19 protein-coding genes and 1 riboswitch are annotated in these 20,730 nt (G+C 73.4%); of the genes, 7 read left to right on the top strand and 12 right to left on the bottom strand.

Going from position 1 to position 20,730, the window contains the following annotated elements:
• The first annotated feature begins 22 nt into the window (after positions 1-22).
• The 4 genes from Bra3105_RS04435 to Bra3105_RS04420 all read left to right on the top strand — a co-directional run bounded on the left by Bra3105_RS04435 (position 23) and on the right by Bra3105_RS04420 (position 2,832).
• A complete protein-coding gene (locus Bra3105_RS04435; RefSeq protein ID WP_228358766.1) occupies positions 23-631 on the top strand; it encodes a DsbA family protein in 609 nt (202 codons plus the stop codon).
• Between the two features lie 82 nt (positions 632-713).
• Positions 714-1,220, top strand: coding sequence for a ribose-5-phosphate isomerase (locus tag Bra3105_RS04430; protein WP_200501352.1), 507 nt, complete (start codon positions 714-716; stop codon positions 1,218-1,220).
• The gene (locus tag Bra3105_RS04425) at positions 1,220-2,323 is read left to right on the top strand and encodes an Fpg/Nei family DNA glycosylase (RefSeq protein ID WP_228358765.1); all 1,104 of its coding nucleotides are present in this window, start codon (positions 1,220-1,222) and stop codon (positions 2,321-2,323) included. Before Bra3105_RS04430 ends, Bra3105_RS04425 begins: the two co-directional genes overlap by 1 nt.
• A gap of 5 nt (positions 2,324-2,328) precedes the next feature.
• Entirely contained in the window at positions 2,329-2,832 is a 504-nt protein-coding gene (locus Bra3105_RS04420; RefSeq protein WP_228358764.1) for a GNAT family N-acetyltransferase, read from the top strand.
• A 64-nt stretch (positions 2,833-2,896) separates the two neighbouring features.
• Here Bra3105_RS04420 and Bra3105_RS04415 read toward each other — a convergent pair whose 3' ends face one another.
• The 6 genes from Bra3105_RS04415 to Bra3105_RS04390 form a co-directional block, all read right to left on the bottom strand.
• Positions 2,897-3,382 carry an ankyrin repeat domain-containing protein gene (locus tag Bra3105_RS04415; protein WP_407650896.1) on the bottom strand — a complete coding sequence of 162 codons (486 nt, stop codon included), beginning with the start codon at positions 3,380-3,382 and terminating at the stop codon, positions 2,897-2,899.
• Positions 3,383-3,691: 309 nt separating this feature from the next.
• On the bottom strand, positions 3,692-6,022 hold the full coding sequence (locus tag Bra3105_RS04410; RefSeq protein WP_228358763.1) for an ATP-binding cassette domain-containing protein: 2,331 nt from the start codon (positions 6,020-6,022) through the stop codon (positions 3,692-3,694).
• The gene (locus Bra3105_RS04405; protein WP_228358762.1) at positions 6,019-6,723 is read right to left on the bottom strand and encodes an ECF transporter S component; all 705 of its coding nucleotides are present in this window, start codon (positions 6,721-6,723) and stop codon (positions 6,019-6,021) included. Before Bra3105_RS04405 ends, Bra3105_RS04410 begins: the two co-directional genes overlap by 4 nt.
• 75 nt (positions 6,724-6,798) lie before the next feature.
• Positions 6,799-6,905, bottom strand: a riboswitch (TPP riboswitch).
• Positions 6,906-7,185: 280 nt separating this feature from the next.
• On the bottom strand, positions 7,186-7,764 hold the full coding sequence (locus Bra3105_RS04400; protein WP_228358761.1) for a hypothetical protein: 579 nt from the start codon (positions 7,762-7,764) through the stop codon (positions 7,186-7,188).
• Between the two features lie 7 nt (positions 7,765-7,771).
• Positions 7,772-9,925: a M13 family metallopeptidase gene (locus Bra3105_RS04395; RefSeq protein ID WP_228358760.1), complete on the bottom strand. Its 2,154-nt coding sequence runs from the start codon at positions 9,923-9,925 to the stop codon at positions 7,772-7,774.
• A gap of 90 nt (positions 9,926-10,015) precedes the next feature.
• Positions 10,016-10,858: a hypothetical protein gene (locus Bra3105_RS04390; RefSeq protein ID WP_228358759.1), complete on the bottom strand. Its 843-nt coding sequence runs from the start codon at positions 10,856-10,858 to the stop codon at positions 10,016-10,018.
• Positions 10,859-11,092: 234 nt separating this feature from the next.
• Between Bra3105_RS04390 and Bra3105_RS04385 the strand changes: the two genes are divergently transcribed.
• Positions 11,093-12,160 carry an ADP-ribosylglycohydrolase family protein gene (locus tag Bra3105_RS04385; RefSeq protein ID WP_228358758.1) on the top strand — a complete coding sequence of 356 codons (1,068 nt, stop codon included), beginning with the start codon at positions 11,093-11,095 and terminating at the stop codon, positions 12,158-12,160.
• 39 nt (positions 12,161-12,199) lie between these two features.
• Here the strand turns inward: Bra3105_RS04385 and Bra3105_RS04380 are convergent, their stop codons facing one another.
• The gene (locus Bra3105_RS04380) at positions 12,200-14,230 is read right to left on the bottom strand and encodes a glycosyltransferase (RefSeq protein ID WP_228358757.1); all 2,031 of its coding nucleotides are present in this window, start codon (positions 14,228-14,230) and stop codon (positions 12,200-12,202) included.
• A gap of 177 nt (positions 14,231-14,407) precedes the next feature.
• On the opposite strand from Bra3105_RS04380, the gene Bra3105_RS04375 reads away from it, so the two are divergent.
• Complete coding sequence (locus tag Bra3105_RS04375; protein ID WP_228358756.1) at positions 14,408-15,010, top strand: class I SAM-dependent methyltransferase; 603 nt, start codon at positions 14,408-14,410, stop codon at positions 15,008-15,010.
• 36 nt (positions 15,011-15,046) lie between these two features.
• Here the strand turns inward: Bra3105_RS04375 and Bra3105_RS04370 are convergent, their stop codons facing one another.
• On the bottom strand, positions 15,047-15,403 hold the full coding sequence (locus tag Bra3105_RS04370; RefSeq protein ID WP_228358755.1) for an FAM98 family protein: 357 nt from the start codon (positions 15,401-15,403) through the stop codon (positions 15,047-15,049).
• A 349-nt stretch (positions 15,404-15,752) separates the two neighbouring features.
• Between Bra3105_RS04370 and Bra3105_RS04365 the strand changes: the two genes are divergently transcribed.
• Positions 15,753-16,352: a DUF2087 domain-containing protein gene (locus tag Bra3105_RS04365; protein WP_228358754.1), complete on the top strand. Its 600-nt coding sequence runs from the start codon at positions 15,753-15,755 to the stop codon at positions 16,350-16,352.
• Here the strand turns inward: Bra3105_RS04365 and Bra3105_RS04360 are convergent.
• The 4 genes from Bra3105_RS04360 to prpB form a co-directional block, all read right to left on the bottom strand.
• A complete protein-coding gene (locus tag Bra3105_RS04360; protein ID WP_228358753.1) occupies positions 16,342-17,277 on the bottom strand; it encodes an aldo/keto reductase in 936 nt (311 codons plus the stop codon). The genes Bra3105_RS04365 and Bra3105_RS04360 overlap by 11 nt on opposite strands.
• Before the next feature lie 146 nt (positions 17,278-17,423).
• Complete coding sequence (locus tag Bra3105_RS04355; RefSeq protein ID WP_228358752.1) at positions 17,424-18,503, bottom strand: FAD-dependent monooxygenase; 1,080 nt, start codon at positions 18,501-18,503, stop codon at positions 17,424-17,426.
• Complete coding sequence (locus Bra3105_RS04350) at positions 18,496-19,689, bottom strand: bifunctional 2-methylcitrate synthase/citrate synthase (RefSeq protein WP_228358751.1); 1,194 nt, start codon at positions 19,687-19,689, stop codon at positions 18,496-18,498. Before Bra3105_RS04350 ends, Bra3105_RS04355 begins: the two co-directional genes overlap by 8 nt.
• On the bottom strand, positions 19,686-20,726 hold the full coding sequence (prpB, locus tag Bra3105_RS04345) for a methylisocitrate lyase (protein ID WP_228358750.1): 1,041 nt from the start codon (positions 20,724-20,726) through the stop codon (positions 19,686-19,688). The genes Bra3105_RS04350 and prpB overlap by 4 nt, the downstream gene beginning before the upstream one ends.
• Positions 20,727-20,730 lie beyond the last annotated feature (4 nt).

The raw sequence follows: 20,730 nt of genomic DNA, 5'->3' as shown, positions 1-20,730 counted from the left end.
CCCGACGCGAGAGGAAGACTCCGTGACCGCACCGCATGTCGAACTGTTCTTCGATCCGATCTGCCCGTGGGCGTGGATGACCAGCCGGTGGCTGCTGAACGCCTCGCAGGTCCGCGACGTGGAGATCACGTTCTCGCTCATGTCCCTCGCCGCGCTCAACGAGGGCCGCGATCTCGATGCCGGCTACCGCCGCAGCATGGACGACGCCTGGGGCCCGGCCCGCGTGGCGCTCGCCGTCGAGAACGCCGGCGGCAACCAGGACCTCGCCGACTTCTACACCGCGTTCGGCCAGGCCTACCACGTGGGCGGCCAGCAGGACCGCCGCGAGGCCGCGAAGACCGCCCTCGAGCAGGCGGGCCTGGATCCCGCGCTGCTCGAGTCCTACCAGGACTCGTCCCTGGACGACACCCTGCGCACGAAGCAGAAGGCCGTGGTGGAGCTCGTCGGCGACGAGGTCGGCACCCCGGTGATCTCCTTCGGCGACGGCCGCGCCTACTTCGGTCCCGTGATCTCCCCCGCCCCCAAGGGCGAGGAGGCGGGCACCCTGTTCGACGGCCTCGAGGCGATGAGCCGCGTCGACGGCTTCTTCGAGCTCAAGCGCAGCCGCACCGTCGGCCCCATCTTCGACTGACCCCGGACCGGGCGGGCGGGAGCCGAGCGCTCTCGCCCGTCCCGCCCCGGACCCGACCGCCCCTGTGAAAGGCTCCCCCTCCATGCACGTGCACATCGGCACCGACCACGCCGGCTTCGAGCTGAAGAACCGGCTCGTGGACTCCCTCACCGCGAAGGGTCACGAGGTCACCGACCACGGCGCCCACACCTTCGAGAAGCTCGACGACTACCCGCCGTTCTGCACCGCCGTCGGCGAGGCCGTCGTCGCCGAGCCCGGCAGCCTGGGCGTCGTCATCGGCGGCTCCGGCAACGGCGAGCAGATCGCCGCGAACAAGGTGCGCGGCGTCCGCGCCGCCCTGGTGTGGAACGAGGACACGGCGAAGCTCGCCCGCGAGCACAACGACGCCAACGTGATCTCCGTGGGCGCCCGTCAGCACACCGAGGAGGAGCTCGAGCACCTCATCGACCTGTTCCTGGCGGAGCCCTTCAGCGGTGACGAGCGCCACCAGCGGCGCATCGACCTGGTGGGCCTCTACGAGCGCACGGGCGGGTACGACCCGTCGGCCGACGGGGACTCCGCGGCCGGTTCCGGCTCCGCCGGCGCCTGATGCCCGAGGGCCACACGGTCCACCGGCTCGCCTCCGCCCTCACGGCAGGCTTCGGCGGACGCCGCGTGCGCACCTCGAGCCCGCAGGGACGGTTCCCCGACGCCGCGGTCATCGACGGCTGGGTGCTGGCCGGGGCCGAGGCAGCCGGGAAGCAGCTCCTCATCGCCTTCACCCCGGAGGAGTCCGTCGACGTCTCCGATCCGGTGACCCGCTGGGTGCGCGTGCACCTGGGCCTGTACGGCTCGTGGACCTTCGCGGGCGAGGAGGGCTTCGCGCTCGCTCACGCGATCGGCGCGCCGCGGGTGCGGATCGGCGAGCGGGAGACCCGGCAGGGCGGCGGCTCGGGAGCGGCCGACGGGTGCGACCTGCACGACGCCGCGACGGAGGACTGGCGCCGCCTGGTCCCGCGTCCCACCACGCGCCTGCGCATCGCCGGCCCCCACGGACTCGCCGATCTCACTGGGCCGACCGCCTGCGAGATCCTCGACGCCGAGGGCCGCGCCGCCGTGCTGGAGCGGCTGGGTCCGGACCCTCTGCGCGAGGACGCGGACCCCGACCGATTCGTCGAGAGGGTGCGGCGCTCCCGGACGTCGATCGGCGTGCTGCTGATGAACCAGGAGGTCATCGCCGGGGTCGGCAACATCTACCGGGCGGAGGCGCTGTTCCGCGCCCGCCTTGACCCCTTCGTGCCCGGCAAGGACCTCACCGAGGGGATGGTGCGCGGGATCTGGGACGATCTGGTGCCCCTCATGCGGTACGGCGCGCGCACCGGCCGCATCGTCACCACCGAGCCCGAGCACCGCGAGATCGAGGCGGTCATCCAGGAGCGCACCCGGGCGACGCGGCAGAACGGGGACGACGACCCGAGCGTCGTGCCCCGCGAGCAGTCCTTCTACACGTACCACCGGCAGACGCTGCCGTGCCGCCTGTGCGGGACCGCGATCCGGTCGACGGAGCTCGCCGGGCGCACGGTGTTCTGGTGCCCCCGCTGCCAGACCCGGCGCTCGCGCCGCGCGAGCTGGACCACGGAGCACCCGGCCGCCGCCTGGGCGGATCCGCCTGCCGCCGCCTGGGCGGATCCGCAGGACGGGCAGCTACGGTGATGGGCATGCCTGATCCCGAGACAGGCGGCGTGCTGCGCCGCGCCCACCTGCAGGAGATCGATCCGCGCACCGTCTACCTGCTCGCGAAGCTCCGCCAGGACGTCTTCACCCTCGAGCAGCACGCCGACGACGCCGACCTCGACGGCCGTGAGCTCGAGGACTCCACGGTGCTGCTGTGGATCGAGGTGCCGGACGCGGAGCCCGTCACGGGCGGGCTCGAGCGCCAGCCGGTCGCCCAGCTGCGCATCCTGCGTGACCCCGACGGCACCGTGCACATCGGCCGCGTGGTGGTGCGGGCGGACCGTCGGCGCGACGGATTCGGTCGACGCCTCGTGTGCGCGGCCCTCGACGTGGCCCGCGAGATCGCACCGGAGGCGGTGGTCGAGATCGGCGCCCAGGCGTACCTCGAGCGCTGGTACGGGAGCATGGGCTTCGAGACCACCGGGCCGCTGTTCCTCGAGGCCGGCATCGAGCACGTGCCGATGCGCTACGTGCACCCGCAGGACTGATCCGCGGGCAGAGCGAGGGGCGAACCGGCGGGCCTGAGCGGCGTACGCCGGTGAGGCGCCGCGATCAGGCGCGGGGCGCCTTCTCCTCGATGAGCCGGCCCATCTCCTCCCGGCCGAAGAAGGCGACGGAGTCGCGGCCGCTCGGGGTGCCCGCATCGGGATCCGCCCCGGCATCCAGGAGCGCGGACACCACGTCGTCGTACCCCTTGAACACGGCGCCCGCGAGCGGCGACTGCTGGCGGTCGTTGAGCTGATCGACGTCCGCCCCGCGGGCGGCGAGCTCACGCACCAGGTCCGCGTGACCGTGGTACGCGGCGAGCATCAGCAGCGTGTTGCCCCGCGAGTCCCGCATGGCGACCGGCGCCCCCTGGTCCAGCAGCGGCAGGAGGGCGTCGCCCCGGCCCTCACGGGCATCGTCGAGCATCCTCCGGGCCAGCGCGAGCACCTGCTCGTCCTGCTCCTCGGAGGTGAGCGGCGATCCGGGCTGCGCGGAAGCTGGCTGAGAGGAGTCGGGCTGCGGGGGATCGGGCTGCGCGGCGTCGGAAGTCATGCGCACCAGGGTAAAGGCCCGCACGACGCGGCGACCACACGGAACGTCATCCGTCGTCGACTGCACTGCGAGCGGCGGGCGAGGCGGGAGGACGGATCGCCGGCTCCAGCCGCGCGATCTCCGGGGTCTTCGGTGCGTGCGTGCACTTCGCGTAGTCATAGGTCGGGTCACCTCATATATGACACGTCACCCGACCTCCTGCTACGCGAAGTGCACGGGCTGTTCGCGGACCTCTGCCCGCCGCGGCCGGGCCCCGGGGCTGCGTCGACGTCGAAGGGCGTCGCTGCCCGCGTCGACGGGGCCTGCCCGTCAGCCGCCCAGCACCGTCCGCAGCACCCAGGGCGCCACGAGCAGGAGCACGGCGGCGGCGAGCCCCACGAGGTCGCCCCTCGTGAACGGGCTGGGCAGCGCCCAGGTGCGGTGCTGCGCGGTCGCGAAGCCGCGGGCATCCATCGCGAGCGCCTGCTGCTCGGTGGCCCGCACCGCGTCGACCAGGAGGGCGAGGGTGCACGAGGCCAGCAGCCGCACGAGCGCCGCGCCCGAGCGCAGCGGATGGCGCAGGTCGCGCCGCGCCCCGAGGCCACGCAGGCGGCGACTGGTCATGATCCGCTCCCAGACGTCGGCCGTGAGCCCTGCCCGCAGAAGACCCGCGACGCTCGCCGCGACCGGCCGACCGGGCAGACGCAGCCTCCCGCCGAGGGCGTCTCCGAGCCGCGTCGGGTCGAGGGAGGCGAAGATCAGCACGCCGGGAGCCACGAAGTATCCGATCCGCAGGGCCTCCTTGAGACCCAGCAGCCACGTGGTCCCGGAGAACACGGGCAGGGGAGAGGCGAGCACCGTGGACCAGCAGAGGCCGACCGCCGCGAGCGCGATCGGGATCAGACGCAGCGCCGTGCTGCGCACCCCGCGCACGGCGAGCGGTGCGAGGACCGCGACGAGCACGCACGAGAGGAGACCGAGCTGCCAACGGTCGATCGCGAAGGAGCCGACGGCCGCTGCCACGGCGATCGCGATGGTGGTCAGCGGGTTGAGCGTGTCTGCGGGGGCAGGACGGGGACGGTGGGGCGGACGGAGGGTGGTGTCGTACGTCGGTGTCGGTGTCGAGTCGCGCGCGGCGCCGGGCACAGCCGACTCCGGGGCGGTGGGAAGCGTGTCGTCGTCGCCCGTGCTCACGTGCTCCGCGAGGTCCAGGCTCACGTGCGCGCGCGTGATGAGATCGGGGTCGTGCGTCGCGGCCAGCACCGCGCAGCCGCGCGCGGTCGCCTCCCCGAGCAGGGCGAACAGCTGGGTGCGACGCTCCAGGTCGAGTCCCACGGTGGGCTCGTCCAGCACGAGGAGGGCGGGTTCCTGGGCGAGGGCGGCGATGATCGCGAGGCGTCGTTGCTCGCCCCCGGAGAGCTCGAAGGGCTGAGCGTCCGAGAGGTGCGCGAGGTCGGCGCGCCGCAGCAGGCTCTCGGCGAGTTCGGAGTCGTGCGCCCAGGGCGAGGCGGTGACCTCAGCGCGCACGGTGCGGGCGACGAAGGAGTGCTCGGGCTCCTGAGGGACGAAGGCGATCTTGGTGGGCTCGGGATGTTCGAGGTGTCCTCCGGCCGGATCGGCGAGGCCCAGGATCGTGCGCAGCAGCGTGGTCTTGCCGCTGCCGCTCGGCCCGGTGAGGACCGCGACACATCCTGCGGGGACGGCCAGGTCGATGCCGTCGAGGAGGGGCGAGGCGATGGTCCGCTTCCCCCGGGCTTCGTCCCGTCGTCGCCGTCGCGCGATCGAGACCTTCGAGAGCGACAGCACCGGTGCGCCGCACGTGCCGGATGCGCGCGCAGGGGCCGGCATGGCGGCCGGGTCGGGAGCGGCGGCCGGGTCGGGCATGGCGGCCGGATCGTGCTGCTCGAGGACGTCGTCGGGAGCACCGTCCGCGAGCACGTGCGCCTGCGCTCCGAGCACGATCACGCGGTCCACGTGCGGGGCCCAGCCCTCGGCGTCATGGTCGGCGACCACCAGGGTGCGATCTCCGACCGCATCCAGGATCGCGGCGCGGACCTCGCGGGCCGTCGGCCGATCGAGCATGCTCAGCGGCTCGTCCAGCAGCAGCGCACCGGGGTCCAGGGCCAGGGAGCCGGCGAGGGCGAGCCTCTGCTGCTGCCCGCCGCTGAGATCCCACGGCGACGTCGCGGCGTCCAGCCCGACGCGCGCCGCGTGCAGGGCGGAGGTCACGCGGCGCTGGATCTCCTCGCGGTCCAGCGCCGCGTTCTCGGGACCGAAGGCCGCGTCCCGGCCGACGCTCCCGCCGATCAGGGCGTGCAGCGGCTGCTGCAGGAGCAGTCCGCGCTCGCCCGGCCGGGTGGGGCCGGTGGCATCACCCGCGAGGTCGCCCGTGCTGGTGTCGAGCAGGCCCGTGAGGGCCCGGAGCACCGTCGACTTGCCGCCGCCGCTGGGCCCCGTGAGCAGCACGCGCTGGCCGGCCGGGATGTGCAGGGTGAGGTCGTCGATCGTCGGGTGGGAGCGGGTCGACGGGGTCCAGGTGACGGCCTCGAGAGCGAGCGGCACGGCGGCGTCGGACGCGGGACCCGTTCCGTCGGGAGCCGCGTCGCCGCGTGCCACGTCGGATCCGGAGCCCGTCCCGAGCACCGTCGGCCCCGCGCTCATGCGCGCGACCGCCGTCCCCACTGGCGCCCTGCCGGGAAGGCGCTCAGGGCGCCGGTCGCACCGAGGGCGCGAACGATCAGCCACCCCAGCACCCCGCACAGCAGCGCGCCGGAGACGATGAAGAAGCCCAGCAGCGCCCAGGCTGAGGCCCAGGACCACTCGGGGTAGTAGGAGAAGCGCTCGTACACCCATTCCAGGATTCCCGAGAGTGCGCCGCCGGCGATCGCCACGGGCAGGGTGAAGCGGCGGTAGGCGGTGACGAGGAACGCGATCTCGACGCCTCCGCCCTGCAGCAGGCCGCTGACCACGGTGCCGATGCCCCACTGCCCGCCGAGGACCATCTCGAGGACGGCGGCGATGACCTCCGCCAGCACGGCGGCGCCGGGACGGCGCACGATGAGCATCGCCACCAGCGCAGGCAGGAACCACACGCCCGCGAGCAGCCCCACCGACGGGGGCAGGACGGCCTGCAGCGGGGTGAAGAGCGTGTACACCTGGCCCCAGGCGAGGAACACGAAGGCGAAGACGACGCCGATCGCGACCGTCAGCACGAGGTCCACGGTGCGGTAGGCCGGCAGCGGCCGACGTGCGAGGGCGCCGCTCGCCGGTGCTGGTGCCGGTGTCGGTGTCGGGGACGCGCCGGTCGCCGCGGTCTTCTCGGCGCGCGCGGACGAGGCGGCGGGGGTGGAACTGGTCGACATCTGGTTCTCCTTCCGATGCGGAAGGGGCCGCGAGGCCCGTCGGCCCCGGATGCAGTCATCCGGCGCGGCGGACATCGCAGAAGAATCCCGACTCCCTACGCCGGTCTGAACCGGATCAGGTTCGAGGGTCTGCGCTCTGTGCGCACTCTCAGCACCTCTGCGGTGCTCCCCTGTCTGTGGATGTCAACGTCGATGATATCGCGCAGGGCGGTCGGTGCACCCTCGGAATGTGCGCCAGATCGCCAGGGTCGGCCGACGCCCGACGGCTCGTGCGAGGCGACGGGATCCGACGGTCCCGTCCCGACCGGTTCCCGAACGGGCGAACGGGCGAAGGGGCGAACGAGAGCGAGAAGTACGAAACGGTTGCCAAGAGCGCTCTTGGCAACCGTTTCGTACTTCTCGCGACGCAGACGGGGCGCGGATGGGCCGAAGAGCGGTCGGCGGGGCTTCAGCGCGCGCGGATCAGCGGCGGGCGCGGATGGCCTGGTCGATCGCCTCGGCGGCGGCGCGGGGATCGTCGGGGGAGAGCAGGAAGTGGGTGCCCTCGCGGCCGATGATCTCCACGAGCGTCCCGGGGCGCGAGACCATCAGGCGGTACGAGGACCGCTGCTCGCCGGTGGTGAAGACCTTGCGGCCGGGCAGCGCCTCGATGCTCCCGCTCTCGGGCGAGATCACGCGCCCGCGGCGCCAGCCGAGCCCGCCCACCGTCGCGCCGAGCGATTCGCCCGGGATGCGGCGCAGCTGCACGGTGCGGAAGTCGGCGACGGGCCAGGCGGGGCGCGGCAGGAAGCCTCCGAGGCTCACGGTCACCCCGTCGCCCTCGACCACGAACCGGGTGGACAGCCGCATCCACGACCAGAAGGCGTACACGAGCACGGCCAGGGCGAGCACCAGGCCCAGCACGACCGTCTCGCCCCGCGCCCAGGCGAGCGCATACCCGGCGATGCCGACGCCGATCACGACGCTCATGCCGATGCGGGTCCAGCCCACCGCGCCGGGCGTCGTCCGCCCCACGTGGAAGGGTGCCTCGGGCCTGCTCACGCCGTCCTCACCAGATGCTCACGCGGTCTTCGGGCGCGCGGTACATCGCATCGTCCTCACGCACGTCGAAGGCCGCGTGGAAGGCGTCGAGGTTGCTCGCGATCGCATTGCAGCGGAACTCGGCGGGGGAGTGCGGGTCGATCGCCAGCATGCGCGCCGCATCCTGCGCGCGGGACTTCGCGCGCCACACCGTGGCCCAGGACCAGAACACGCGCTGCAGTCCGCTCATGTCGTCCAGGCGCGGCGGGTTCCCGCCGGAGCGCGCGATGTAGGCCTTGATCGCGATGGTGAGCCCGCCCAGGTCGCCGATGTTCTCGCCGATCGTGAGACTGCCGTTGACATGGGGCAGCTCGCCGCCGCCGTCGGTCGCGCCGCTCGCGGCGGTCGCATCGTCCGCATCGTCCGCACCGGTCGCGTCAGACGCCTTCGCCTCAGCCTCCACCTGCTCGCGCAGCACGCGCGGGGTGAGGGCGTCGAACTGGTCGATGAGCGCACGGGTGCGCTGCTCGAAGGCCTCGCGGTCCTCGTCGGTCCACCAGGAGCGCAGGTTCCCCTCGCCGTCGTACTTCGAGCCCTGGTCGTCGAAGCCGTGCCCGATCTCGTGGCCGATCACGGCGCCGATGCCTCCGAAGTTCACGGCGTCCTCGGCCTCGGCGTCGAAGAACGGCGGCTCGAGGATCGCGGCGGGGAAGACGATCTCGTTCGCGCCCGGGTTGTAGTAGGCGTTGACGGTCTGCGGGGTCATGTGCCACTCGTCGCGGTCGACGGGCCCGTCGAGCTTCGCGAAGTCGTGGGCAGCATCGTGCATGCGGGCGGCGCGGACCGAGGCGACGAGGTCGTCGGGGTCGAGCTCGAGGCCCTCGTAGGTGCGCCACACGTCGGGGTAGGCGATCTTCGGGGTGAACAGCTCGAGCTTGGCGAGGGCCTTCTCGCGGGTGCCCGGCGTCATCCACGCGAGCGTCGAGATCGACTCGCGGTAGGCGTCCAGCAGCGCGCCGACCAGCTCCTGCATGCGCGCCTTGTGGTCCGGCGGGAAGTGCCGGGCGACGTAGTCCTGCCCGATCGCGAAGCCTACGGCCCCCTCGACCAGCGAGATGCCGCGCTTCCAGCGCTCGCGCAGCTGCTCGGCGCCGGAGAGGGTGCGTCCGGAGAAGTCGAAGTCCTCCTCGACGAAGGCGGAGGAGAGGTACGGGGCGAAGGCGCCGACGGTGTGCAGGGCGGCCCAGGTGCGCAGCACGGCGAGGTCCTCGGCCGCGAGCAGCGGGGCGACGGCCTCGACGAACTCGGGCTGGCTCACGCAGACCACGTCGAAGGCGCCGGCGGGCGCGCCCGTGCCCTCGACGTACGCGTCCCAGGGGAACGTGGGGGCGAGGGAGTCCCGCTGCGCGGCGTCCATCGGGTTGTTCGACTTCTCGCTGTCGCGCAGGCGCACCCGGTCCACGTGGTACGCCGCGAGCCGCGTCTCGAAGTCCATGACCGCGCCGGCCAGGTCGTCCGCGTCCCCGGCGACGAGTCCCTCGCGGCCGGGCAGGGACGCGAGGTCGGCGAGGCGCGCGAGATGGCCGACGTAGGCCTCGCGGATCGGTGCGTAGCTGTCCTCGCGGTAGTAGGACTCGTCGGGCAGGCCCAGCCCGCCCTGGTGCAGCTTGATCTGGTAGCGGGAGGAGTCGTCGTCATCGGTCCACACGTAGGCGTGCAGGGCGCTGGTGCCGGCCACGGGGGAGGCGAGCAGGCGCACCAGATCCGCGAGCGAGTCCGTGGAGGCGACCTCGTCGAGCAGCGGGACCAGTGGGGCGGCGCCGGCGGCCTCGACCGCGTCCTCGTCCATGAATAGCCGGTAGAGCAGGCCCGCGCGTCCACGATCCGTCTCCGGGGCGTCGCCGGATGCGAGCGCCGCGGCGAGCTCGGGATCCTCGGCGGCCTCCTCGACGATGGCGCGCACGCGCTCCTCCGCGAGGTCCCGCAGGCGTCGGAACTCCCCGTCGGACGCACGATCGGCGGGGATCTCGTGCTCCGCGAGCCAGGTGCCGTTGACGTGCCCGAACAGGTCGTCCTGCACGCGGATCGAGTCCGAGACGCCGCTGCGGTCCAGGCCCGAGCGGATCTCGGATCCGGCCGGTGCTGCGATCGGGGCGCTGTCGGAGGGGACGGCATCGGTCATGGTGACTCCTTCGTCGAAGAGGGTGGCATTGGGCGGTCGGTCCGTCGGCGGACGCGCTCCGCGCGCCGACAGCCGCCCGGATCGCGGGGATCAGAGGGTGGACAGTCCCAGCAGCGCGAGCGCGGCGGTGAGCACGCCGATCCCGAAGGGCGCGTACGCCCACAGGGTGTGCGGGCGCTCCCCCGGGCTGCGGCGCTGCAGGATCAGGGTGGACAATCCCGTCGCGATCGACAGCACGATGGTGCCGATCGTGAGCACAGGGGAGAGCACGATCAGCACGGTCGCGCCGATCTGGAAGAGGGCGGTGCCCACGACGTCCAGGACGCGCAGCACCATCGAGCGGGGCACGCTCACCTTCTCGGTGAGGAAGGTGCCGACGGCCTCGGTCGCCCACGCGGAGGGGGCGGCGATCCGGCGCCGCGCGCTCACCGTCTGCGCGGTGGCCAGGACGATCCAGACCAGCGCCGTGCCGAGCCCGAGCCAGATGCCCATGGGGCCGACGGCCTCCGAGGGCCAGAGCAGGCCCGCGAAGAGCACCGCGGCCAGGCGCAGCACCTCCTCGACGCTCGAGCGCACCGCCATCGGTCCGGGGTTGACGGCGAGGCGCCTCTGGACCTTCGAGACGAACATGCTGGTGACCACGACGACCACGAGCTGCAGGGCGCCGAGGGCGATGCCGAGCACGAGGGGCAGCGGGGTCGAGGGCGTCGCGGGCAGGCAGACGAGCACGAGGACGACGGCGACCGCGGGGATCACGAGCGAGACGATCGACAGTCCGCGCACGAGCGCGCTGACGATCTCCGCGCCCGTGGGCGGATGGTCGTGCCCGGTGTGGTCGTGGGGGTCCGAGCCGTGCGGGTCGCTGCTGCAGGAGGCGGCCTCGCCGGGGACCTCGGGATCCGCGGCGGAGGACGGGGAGGACGAGGTGGTCATGGAGCTCCTTCGAAGTCGCTCCACTGTATCGGCCGTGCCTGGTGCTCCGCTGGTGGCAGGGCCCTCGAGGAGGCGGGCGGAACACAGGGCGTCGGCGCGGATGCGCTGGTGCGCGACGTGTCCGGGCCGCCGATCGTCACGTCCGTGTGAGGTTCTCCCCACCGGGGGCCATGTGCGTCCGGGGACCGGACATTCTCCCGGACATGGCCCATGGTCGTGTGGAAACATGTCCTCGTGACCCGCGACCAGCCCTGCGACGACGCCCGGACCTCGGACGGCGACGTCCTCGAGCGCGCCATCGGCGCGGTGGTCGCGGCGGCCGCGGGCGACGCCCTGGGCGCACCGTACGAGTTCCAGGGCCCCATCGCCCCGAGCGAGGACGTGGGCATGATCGGCGGCGGCGTCCTGGAGTGGGGCGAGGCGGAGTGGACCGACGACACCTCGATGGCGATCGTCGTCCTCGAGGCGGCGGCCGCGACCCCCGGCACCCACGACCTGCGCACCGCCTCCGCCCTCGATCAGATCGCGCGCGAGTGGTACGCGTGGTCGATGGGCACCCCGGACATCGGCGCCCTGACCTCGACCGTCATGCGCCGTGCGGCCGACGTGGCCCGCGGGGCCGGGCACTCCATGCCCCATGCGAGCGACCTCCAGCAAGCCGCCGAGGACGCGCACCGCGACCTCCCGCGGGTCGCGGGCAACGCCGCGCTCATGCGCTCCCACGCGAGCGTGCTGCCCTATCTCTTCTCCTCCGACGAGGACACCGAGGACGCGATCCGCACGATCTGCCGCCTCACCCATGTCCACCCCGACGCGGTCGAGGCCTGCGTGCTGTGGGGGTTCGCGGTGCGCCACGCGATCCTGAGCGGCGAGATCGACGTGCGCGTGGCCCTGGACCATCTCCCGGAGGACCGCCGCGAGCTCTGGCGGGAGCGCATCGAGGAGGCCGAGTCGGCGCGCCCTGTCGACTTCCCGCGCAACGGCTGGGTGGTCGCCGCGTTCCAGGGGGCGTGGTCGGCGGTGCACAGCGTGCTGCCCCTGCCCGAGGACCGCTTCGCCCGCCGTGCGGCCCTCGTGGATGCGCTCTCCTCGGCGGTCCGTGCGGGCTACGACACCGACACCGTCGCATGCATCACCGGTGCGCTGGTGGGCGCCGCGCTCGGCCCCAAGGCCGTGCCGCCGGAGTGGCGGCGCGAGATGTTCGGCTGGCCCGGCTACGAGGTCGCCGAGCTCGAGAGCCTCGTCGAGCGCGTGGTCGCCCCGGCCGAGCAGCGCCGCTGCCCGTCCGACGCCGCCGGCTGAGGTGTGAAGGCCGAGGGCTGAGAGCCGAGGGCTGAGAGGTCAGTCCCTCTCGGAGGTGATCCGCAGGCCGGTGCGCAGCGGCACGTCCTGCAGCTGGCCTCCCACGTGCCGCACGCGCACCCCGCCCGGCACGCCCTCGAGGTCGCCGATCACCGTGAGCTGGGTGCGGTAGGCGCGCAGCGCCGCGGCCAGGGCGGAGGCCGAGGCCGGCTGGTCGCGGAAGGCGAAGGGCTCTCCGTCGGCCGCGGCCTCGGGGTCGGGCTCGCTCGCGACCTCCACGAACGGCACGCCCTGCGCGCGCGCTGCCCCGGCCGTCGCCTCGTGCGCGCGCAGATGGTCGGGGTGCCCGTAGGTGCCCTGGTCGTCGTAGCCGAGGACCACGTCGGGCCGCACGTGCGCGATGAGCGCGGAGAGGTCGGCGGTCTCCTGGTCGAGATCCTGATGGGTGAAGCTCGTCGGGCCCGCGGTCTCCGACGGACCGGCGACGCCCTCGCGCACCCAGCGCATGCCCGAGTCGCGGTAGCGCCGGGGCGCGGCGCCCTCGGCCAGGGCGGGGGCCTCGCCGAGCATGTGGTGCTCGTCGACGCCCAGCGCTCCGAGGGCGCGGCGCACCTCCAGCGCGCGGACCTCCTCGAGGGGGCGGTCGTCGTCCTCGGGAATCGCGCCGGGGACGATCTCGCCCTCCTCGCCGCGGGTCGCGGTGACGACCACGACGCGGGTGCCGCGCGCGGAGAGGTCGGCCAGCAGCGCACCGGTGGCGAGCGATTCGTCGTCGGGGTGGGCGTGCACGGCCAGCACGGTGCCGGCGGTGCGCACCAGGTGCCAGGGGTCCGACGGGCCGTGGGCGGCTCCGCCGTGGACGACGGCCCGGTAGATCCGCTCGAGATGATGGGCGCACGCCTGCCAGGTGCGGGTCTCGGCGAAGGCGCGCACGGCGCGCGAGGCCTCCTGGAAGGCCTCCTCCTCGCCGATGAGGGACTCGACGGCCTCCGCCCAGACGTCCGGGTCGCGGCCGGCGATCAGGCGGCTGCCGGGGCCCACGGCCTCCTGCACGCCGCCCGCGCGGTCCCAGGCGACCACCGGGGTGCCGCTGGACTGCGCCTCGAGGGCGACCAGCCCGAACGTTTCCGACCAGCTGGGCAGCAGCAGGACGGCGGCCTCGCGCATGCGGGCGGCCAGCTCGTCCTGGTCCATGGAGCCGGCGAACGCGACGCGGTCGGCGAGGCCGAGCGAGCGGGCGGACTCCTCGAGCTCCGCGCGGTAGGCCGCGAAGTCCTCCGAGGCGGCGCCCACCAGCACCAGACGGGCCCTGCAGGACACGTCGAGCCGGGCGAGCACGTCGAGGGCGAGGTCCGGTGCCTTGAGGGGCTGCAGCCGCGCGGCGAACAGCATCGTGGGCTCCGCGAGACGCTCCTGAGCACTCAGGGGCGAGGGGTGGAAGCGCGCGGTGTCCACGCCCGGCGGGACCACGAGCACGCGATCCGAGGGGACCCCGTAGCGCTCGCGGACCGTGCGGGCCTCCGCCTGGGAGACGGCGATGACCAGCTGGGACTCCCTCGCCGTGCGGCGCTCGCCGGGGATGCGGCCGGCGGACTCGGCGGGTTCTCCGGCGCCCAGCGTGGTCGCGCCCTCGGGGGCCGCGACGGAGTGGAAGGACTGCAGGTGCGGCAGCTGATGCCGGTGGGCGACGGGCAGCGCGGCCACGCCGCTGAACCAGTGGTGGGAGTGGATCAGGGAGTACGGCTCCCCGGCCTGCTCGGCGTCGGAGACGAGTCGCTCGAGGTCCGCGGAGAACGGCTCGACGGCCTGCTCCATCGCGCTCTTGGCGAGCGGCGTCGCGGGACCGCCGTGCAGCAGGACCTGACGCAGGCGCGGCGCGACCGAGCTGATCGCGGGCGCATCGGGATCGCTGCGGCGGGTGACGATGTCGACCTGGTGGCCGGCGGCAGCGAGGGCGCGCGCCTGCTCGAGGACCACCACGTTCATGCCGCCGGCATCGGCGCCGCCGGGCACTGCGAGCGGGGAGGTGTGCAGCGAGACGAGCAGCAGGCGCAGCGGCGTGGTTGACATGTACATCATCCTAAGAGCGGATGGGCTCCTGCGGAGTGCGCGACCGCGCAGGACGCACGCCGCATCCGCGCCTGGGAACCGGCGCAGAGGCCCCCTGGTGTTCGCTGGTGACGAAACCGGTGTGCGCCAGGCCTCGGTCATATTGAATGTTGGATGAAGGTCGATACCCTGAACTGCATGGACACCGCCCCCACGATCGACTGGCACGCATACAACGCCAGTGCTGCGGCGCGTCCCGCCCGGCGGGTCGTGACGCAAGCTGTGCACGCCGCGGGCGGAGATGGGCCCGGGAAGGTCGCGATCGACATCGGCGCCGGTGGTGGCGCCGACGCGCTCGAGTTCGCGCGCCGCGGACTGACCGTCCACGCCTACGACACCGATGACACGCTCACGCAGCGCCTCGTCGAGAACGAGCGCATGACCGGTCGCATCAACTTCCATCACATGGATGCGCGGGACGTCGAGCAGTTCCCCGCGGCCGACATCGTCTACTCCGCCTATGCCCTGCCGATGCTGGGCCCGGACGGTCTGCGCGAGATCTGGCCGAAGCTCACCGGAGCGCTGAAGATCGGCGGCGTGATCGCCGTGGACCTGTTCGGCGAGTCGGACAGCTGGGCCGAGCGCGAGGACATCGCGACCCTGAGCGCCCAGGAGATCGGCGAGATGTTCCGCGGGTTCCGCGTGCTGGACCGCGAGGTCCGCAACGAGGACGGCCGCTCCTACAGCTCCGCGAAGAAGCACTGGCACGTCATCTCGACGCTGGCCCGCCGCCTGAGCTGAGGCCCGGCCCGTGGGTCGAGGCCCGGGCCGGCGGCGTCACGCGGCGCGGGCCGACCGCAGGCCGATGAGCGCCGAGCGCACCACCTGCTCCACGCTCGCGCAGCGCCGCACGCTCGCGCGCCCCTGACGGCGCACGACCACGACCCACGAGGCGCCTCCCCGGTCGGGGAGCCTGCCGATCTCGATCCCGTCGGCGCTCCCAGCGCATGTTGTGCCCGCCGTCGCGGCGGGGAACCGCACCAGCAGCGATCCGCTCGAGGTCTCCACGATGCGCTGCTCGAGCCCGGGCACCCTCAGCAGGAGCCCCGCGCGGATGCGGTCGCGCTCCCGGCGCACGGTCCGCTCGGGATGGACGACGCGCACCCGGGACCCAGGATGTCCGACGGTGTCCATGACTCCTCCTTCCCGCCTCCGGCGGCGCCGGCGGCTTCGGTCCTCGGAGACTAGGAGAGGGGTGGGACGAACGAGCGTTCGATCGCCCCGCGCCCCGCGCCCCTCGTTCGGCATCGTCATCGCCACCGCCACCATCACCGCCGTTGCCACGGTCCCGGCCACACACGTCCGGGGGACCGGTGCGATCCGTTAGGGTGTTCACGGCGGCGATCCACCGCCCAGCCCGGCGTCGGCCCCAGCCCGCGCCCACAGGGCGAAGGGGAGCAGATCCTCGGATCCGGACCGATCATCGTCGAGGCATCATGCCGCCGACGCAGGCTGGGGATGCCACGGCGGCAGAGGTGATCCGATGACCCGCTCCTCCGACTTCAAGAAGCTCGTGCGCGCCCGCATGGAGCGCACCGGCGAGAACTTCACGGCGGCCCGCGCCGCGCTGCTCGCGCAGGCCGCGACCCGCCCTGAGCGCATCGCCGCCCCGACGCCCGATCCCGCGGCGGCGCGTGCACACCATGAGAAGCTCATCCGCCCCTTCCTGCACGACGGCCTGCTCGAGCGCATCCCCGCCAAGCGCAAGACGCGCCTCTCGGTGCTGCTCGAGCTGCTCGCGCGCTTCGCACCCGGGGAGGTGTACACCGAGGCCGAGGTCGGCGACATCTTGCGGCCCGTCCACGAGGACGTCGCCTACCTGCGCCGCGAGCTCGTCGACTACGGGTACCTCGAGCGCGACGGCGTGGGCGCCTACTGGCTCCCGGATGCGCCGCCGGTCCGCGTGGGCAACATGGCCCAGGAGGTCAGCGACTGGGAGGTGGTCTGGCTGCCGCGCTTCCTCGCCGGGACCCTCGGTGAGGAACCCGGCGCATCCGCCGAGACTGCAGATCCCGCCCGGCCCGCAGATCCCGCCGAGCCCGGAGGGCCCGCGGGCCCCGCAGGCCCTGCGGTCAGCGCGTGAACGGTGCGGAGGCCGCGTCCAGGGCGGCGACGTCCTCTGTCGTGAGCTCCAGCTCCGCGCCGGCGATCAGCGCCGGGAGCTGAGCGGTGGTGCGGGCCGAGGCGACCGGCGCGGTCACGCCCTTCGCGTGCAGCCAGGCGAGGGCCACCGCCGTCGGCTCGGCGTCGTGGCGTGCGGCGACGTCGACGAGGACGTCCACGAGGGCGAAGCCCTCGGGCGTGCCGTAACCGGAGAGCTGGGCGCCGCGGGCGACCCCGTCGAGGTCTGCCGCGGAGCGGTACTTGCCCGTGAGCAGGCCGGCGGCGAGCGAGAAGTAGCTGAACAGCGCGAGGTCGTTCTCCTCGACGACCTGCCCGTAGCCGTTCTCGACGTCCGCGCGGTGGGCGAGGGAGTACTGCACCTGGATGGCCGAGGGCACGGTGAGGTCCTCGGCGCGGGCCGCCTCGATCCAGGCGCGCTGGCGCTCGGGGGAGAGGTTCGAGATGCCGATGGCGCCCACCTTCCCGGCGCGCACCAGGGAATCGAAGGTCCGGGCGAGCTCGGCGGGGGACTGCGTCTCGTCGTCGAAGTGGGCGTAGTAGAGGTCCACGCGGTCGGTGCCGAGGCGGGTCAGGGAGTCCTCGAGGGCGGCCTCGACGTTCTCCCGCGCGAGGCCCTTGCGGGAGGCGAGCGATCCGACCTTCGTGGCGAGCACGACCTGGTCCCGGGTGCCGCGCGCGGCGAGCCAGCGGCCGATCACGGCCTCGGAGACGCCGCCGTCGTTGCCCGGGGCCCACGCGGAGTAGACGTCGGCCGTGTCGATCTGGCGGCCCCCGGCGGCGAGGAAGGCGTCGAGCACGGCGAAGGACTGGTCCTCGTCGCTGGTCCAGCCGAAGGTGTTTCCGCCGAGGACGAGGGGGAGGTCGCCGATGAGGTCGTTGGTCATGTGCCACTCCTGCGATGTCGAGGTGTCGGTGCTGATGCGTCACCGCCGACGATAGGACCATGACCTGACATGCGTCCGAAGGGTGTTCACGGGCCGACACGAGGCTGCGGCAGGACGTGTCCGGTCACTCGACGGGCGCCTCGGGGTCAGCGGGCGAGGACCCGACCGGCCGCGCCGAGCACGGCGTCCCGCCCACCTGAGGATCCGTCGGCCATCGCGGCGCGCAGCATGGCCTCCGAGCCGAGCCTCCAGGCCTGGTCGACCAGGTGCCGCCGCGCGGCGTAGCGGGCCAGGGCGGGGCGGATGCGCTGCGCGCCGTCGAGCGCCGTGGCGAGGGCCGCCGCGTCCGAGAGCGCGGTGTTCGCCCCGTGCCCCAGGTTCGGCGCCATCGCGTGCGCGGCGTCGCCGATCAGCACCACGTCCTCGCGCACGGGCCGCACCGGCGGGACGGTGAACAGGCCGTGCACCGTCGTGCGCGCGGGCGCCGCCGCCTCGAGGACGGCATCGATCGACGCCCGTGCGCCGCCCACGACGCTCCGCAGGTGCGCGAGGTCGCCCTCGCGATCGGGGGCCCGGTGCTCGGGCACCGACGCGAACCAGTTGGTGCCGCCCCCGGTGAGCGGCGTGATGCCGAACAGCCACCCGCCGCCCCAGGTCTCCGAGATCTCCGGCGGCGCCTGCGGGGTGATGCCGCGCAGGATCGTCATCCCGTGCCCGCGGGCCCGGGCTCCCTCGCCCCAGCCGGAGAGCCGGGTCAGCGAGTGCAGGCCGTCGGCGCCCACGAGCACGTCGGCGCCGCGCCGCAGCGGACGCACGTCCTGGACGCGGATCCGTCGCCGTCGGACATCGCTCGGCAGCGCCCTGCGCAGGCAGGCGAGCAGGTGCGGGCGCGGCACAAGCATTGCATCGCCCGAGGGCAGGGTCGCGAGCACTCGGCCGCCGCGGCCCACCAGGCGCCCCTCCCGCGGGGCCGTCGCTCCCGCGCTCACGGCGTCGAGGACGCCGATCCGCGCGAGCACCCGCTGGGCCGGCGGGAAAAGGGCGAGAGAAGTCCCCAGCGCCGGCTGCGCGAAGTCCTCGTCGATCAGCTCGACCTCGTGGCCGGCGGCCGCGAGGAGGGCCGCCGCCGCTGTCCCGGCGACGCCCGCGCCGAGGATCCGGATGCGCAGCACCCGCCGGAAGTGCTCGGGCCCCGCGGACGAGGACCCGCGGCGGGCATCACGCACCCGGGACCGGCCTCTCCTCGGGGCCGACGTACTCCGAGAGCGGGCGGATCAGGGCGTTCGCGGCCCGCTGCTCCATGATGTGCGCGGTCCACCCGGTGATCCGCGAGGCGATGAACAGCGGCGTGAACATCTCGGTGTCGAAGCCCATCAGGTGGTACGTCGGCCCGGCGGGGTAGTCGAGGTTGGGCTTGATGGACTTCGCCTCGTCCATCGACTGCTCGAGCCCGTTGTAGAGGCCGAGGATCTCCGGGCGGCCCACGTGGTCGATCATCGCGTCGAGCGCCTGCTTCATGGTGGGCACGCGCGAGTCGCCGTTCTTGTAGACGCGGTGACCGAAGCCCATGACCTTCTTCTTCTGCGCGAGGGCGTCGTCCATCCAGGCCTTCGCACGGTCCTTCGCCGCGGACTCGGACTCCTCGGGGCGGATCCCGATCTCCTCGAAGGTGTGCATGACCGCCTCGTTGGCGCCGCCGTGCAGGGGACCCTTGAGGGCGCCGATCGCGCCCACGACGGCCGAGTGCAGGTCGGACAGCGTCGAGGTGATGACGCGCGCGGTGAAGGTGGAGGCGTTGAAGGAGTGCTCGGCGTAGAGCACCATCGAGACGCGGAAGGCATCGACGACCTCGGGTGCCGCCTCCTCCCCGAAGGTCATCCACAGGAAGTTCTGGGAGTAGTCGAGGTCCTCGCGCGGGGCGATCGGCTCGGTGGGCCCTCCGGCGCGCCGTCGCCGCTGCTCGTAGGCGATGACGGCGGGAAGCTGCGCGAGCAGCTGCCGGGCCTTCTCGAGCTCCGCGGCGGGCGAGTCGTCCTGCGCGGTGGGATCCAGACCGCCCAGGACCGAGACGGCGGTGCGCACGGAATCCATCGGGTGGCAGGTGGCAGGCAGGGAGTCCAGGGCCGCCTTCACCTCGGGCGCGAGCGCGCGGTGGGAGCGCTCGTGGGCGCGGTCCTCGTCGAGCTCCGCCTCCGTGGGCAGCTCGCCGGTCCACAGCAGATGGGCGACGGCCTCGAAGGGCTGGGTCGCGGCGAGCTGCGGCACCGGATAGCCGCGGTAGAGCAGGGAGTTGGTCTCGGGGTTGACCTTCGAGATCGCGGTGACGTCGGTGACGACGCCCGCGAGCCCGCGGTGGATCTCGGGACCGGTCGACGGGTTCTTCGCGGGGTCGCTCTGGCTGCTCGGGCTCATGACTCGCTCCTCTGCTCGTCCGTGCTCTTGGTTCCGCTGGTGCTGCTGCTGTTGCCGCTTCCATCGCCGCTGCCTGCGGTGCCTGCGCTGTCCGCGGCGCCTGTGCCGTCTGCGGCGCCCGCGCTGTCCGTCCCGGCCCGGCCGGGGACCTCGAAGTCGAAGATGCCGGCGTCGAAGCTGCTGAAGGACTCGTAGTCCACGAGGTCGTAGAGCCGCGCACGGGTGAGCATCTCGTCGACGCGGGACGCCTGGGACCCCTCGACGCGGATGGTCTGCAGGACGCGCTCGATCGCGCCCATCGCGGTGCGCAGCAGCGTCACGGGGTAGATGACGAGCGAGACGCCGGTCTGCGCGAGCTGCTCCCGGGTGTACAGCGGGGACTTCCCGAACTCCGTCATGTTGGCAAGCACGGGCACGTCGACCGCCCGGCACACGGCCTCGAACTCGGAGAGGTCCGCCATCGCCTCGGGGAAGATCGCGTCGGCCCCCGCGTCCACGAGGGCGCGCATGCGGTCGATCGCGGCGTCGAGCCCGGCGCCGGCGCGCAGGTCCGTGCGTGCCATCACCAGGAAGTCCGGATCGCGTCGGGCGTCGACCGCGGCGCGGATCCTCTGCACGGCGGTCGCGGTGTCCACGGTGGCCTTGCCGTCGAGGTGGCCGCAGCGCTTGGGGTTGACCTGGTCCTCGATGTGGCAGCCCGCCAGACCCGCGTCCTCGAGCTCCTGGATCGTGCGGGCCACGTTCATGGGCTCGCCGAAGCCGGTGTCCGCGTCGATGAGGCACGGCAGGTCGGTGGTGCGGGCGATCTGGGCGCCGCGGGCGGCGACCTCGGTGAGCGTGGTCAGGCCGATGTCCGGCAGCCCCAGCTCGTTCGCGAGCACCGCCCCGGAGATGTACACACCCGGGAAGCCCTGCTCCTCGATGAGGCGGGTGGACAGCGGCGAGAAGGCACCGGGGAACGGGGCGGCGGCGCCCGGGCGCAGCAGCGCGCGCAAGGCGCGGCGCTTGGTCGACGGGGTGGTCGTGGAGTTCAGCATCGAA

It is taken from the genome of Brachybacterium halotolerans subsp. kimchii, from assembly GCF_020792675.1.
GTDB classification, from domain to species: domain Bacteria; phylum Actinomycetota; class Actinomycetes; order Actinomycetales; family Dermabacteraceae; genus Brachybacterium; species Brachybacterium halotolerans.
This window is presented reverse-complemented; position numbering and strand designations above follow the sequence as displayed.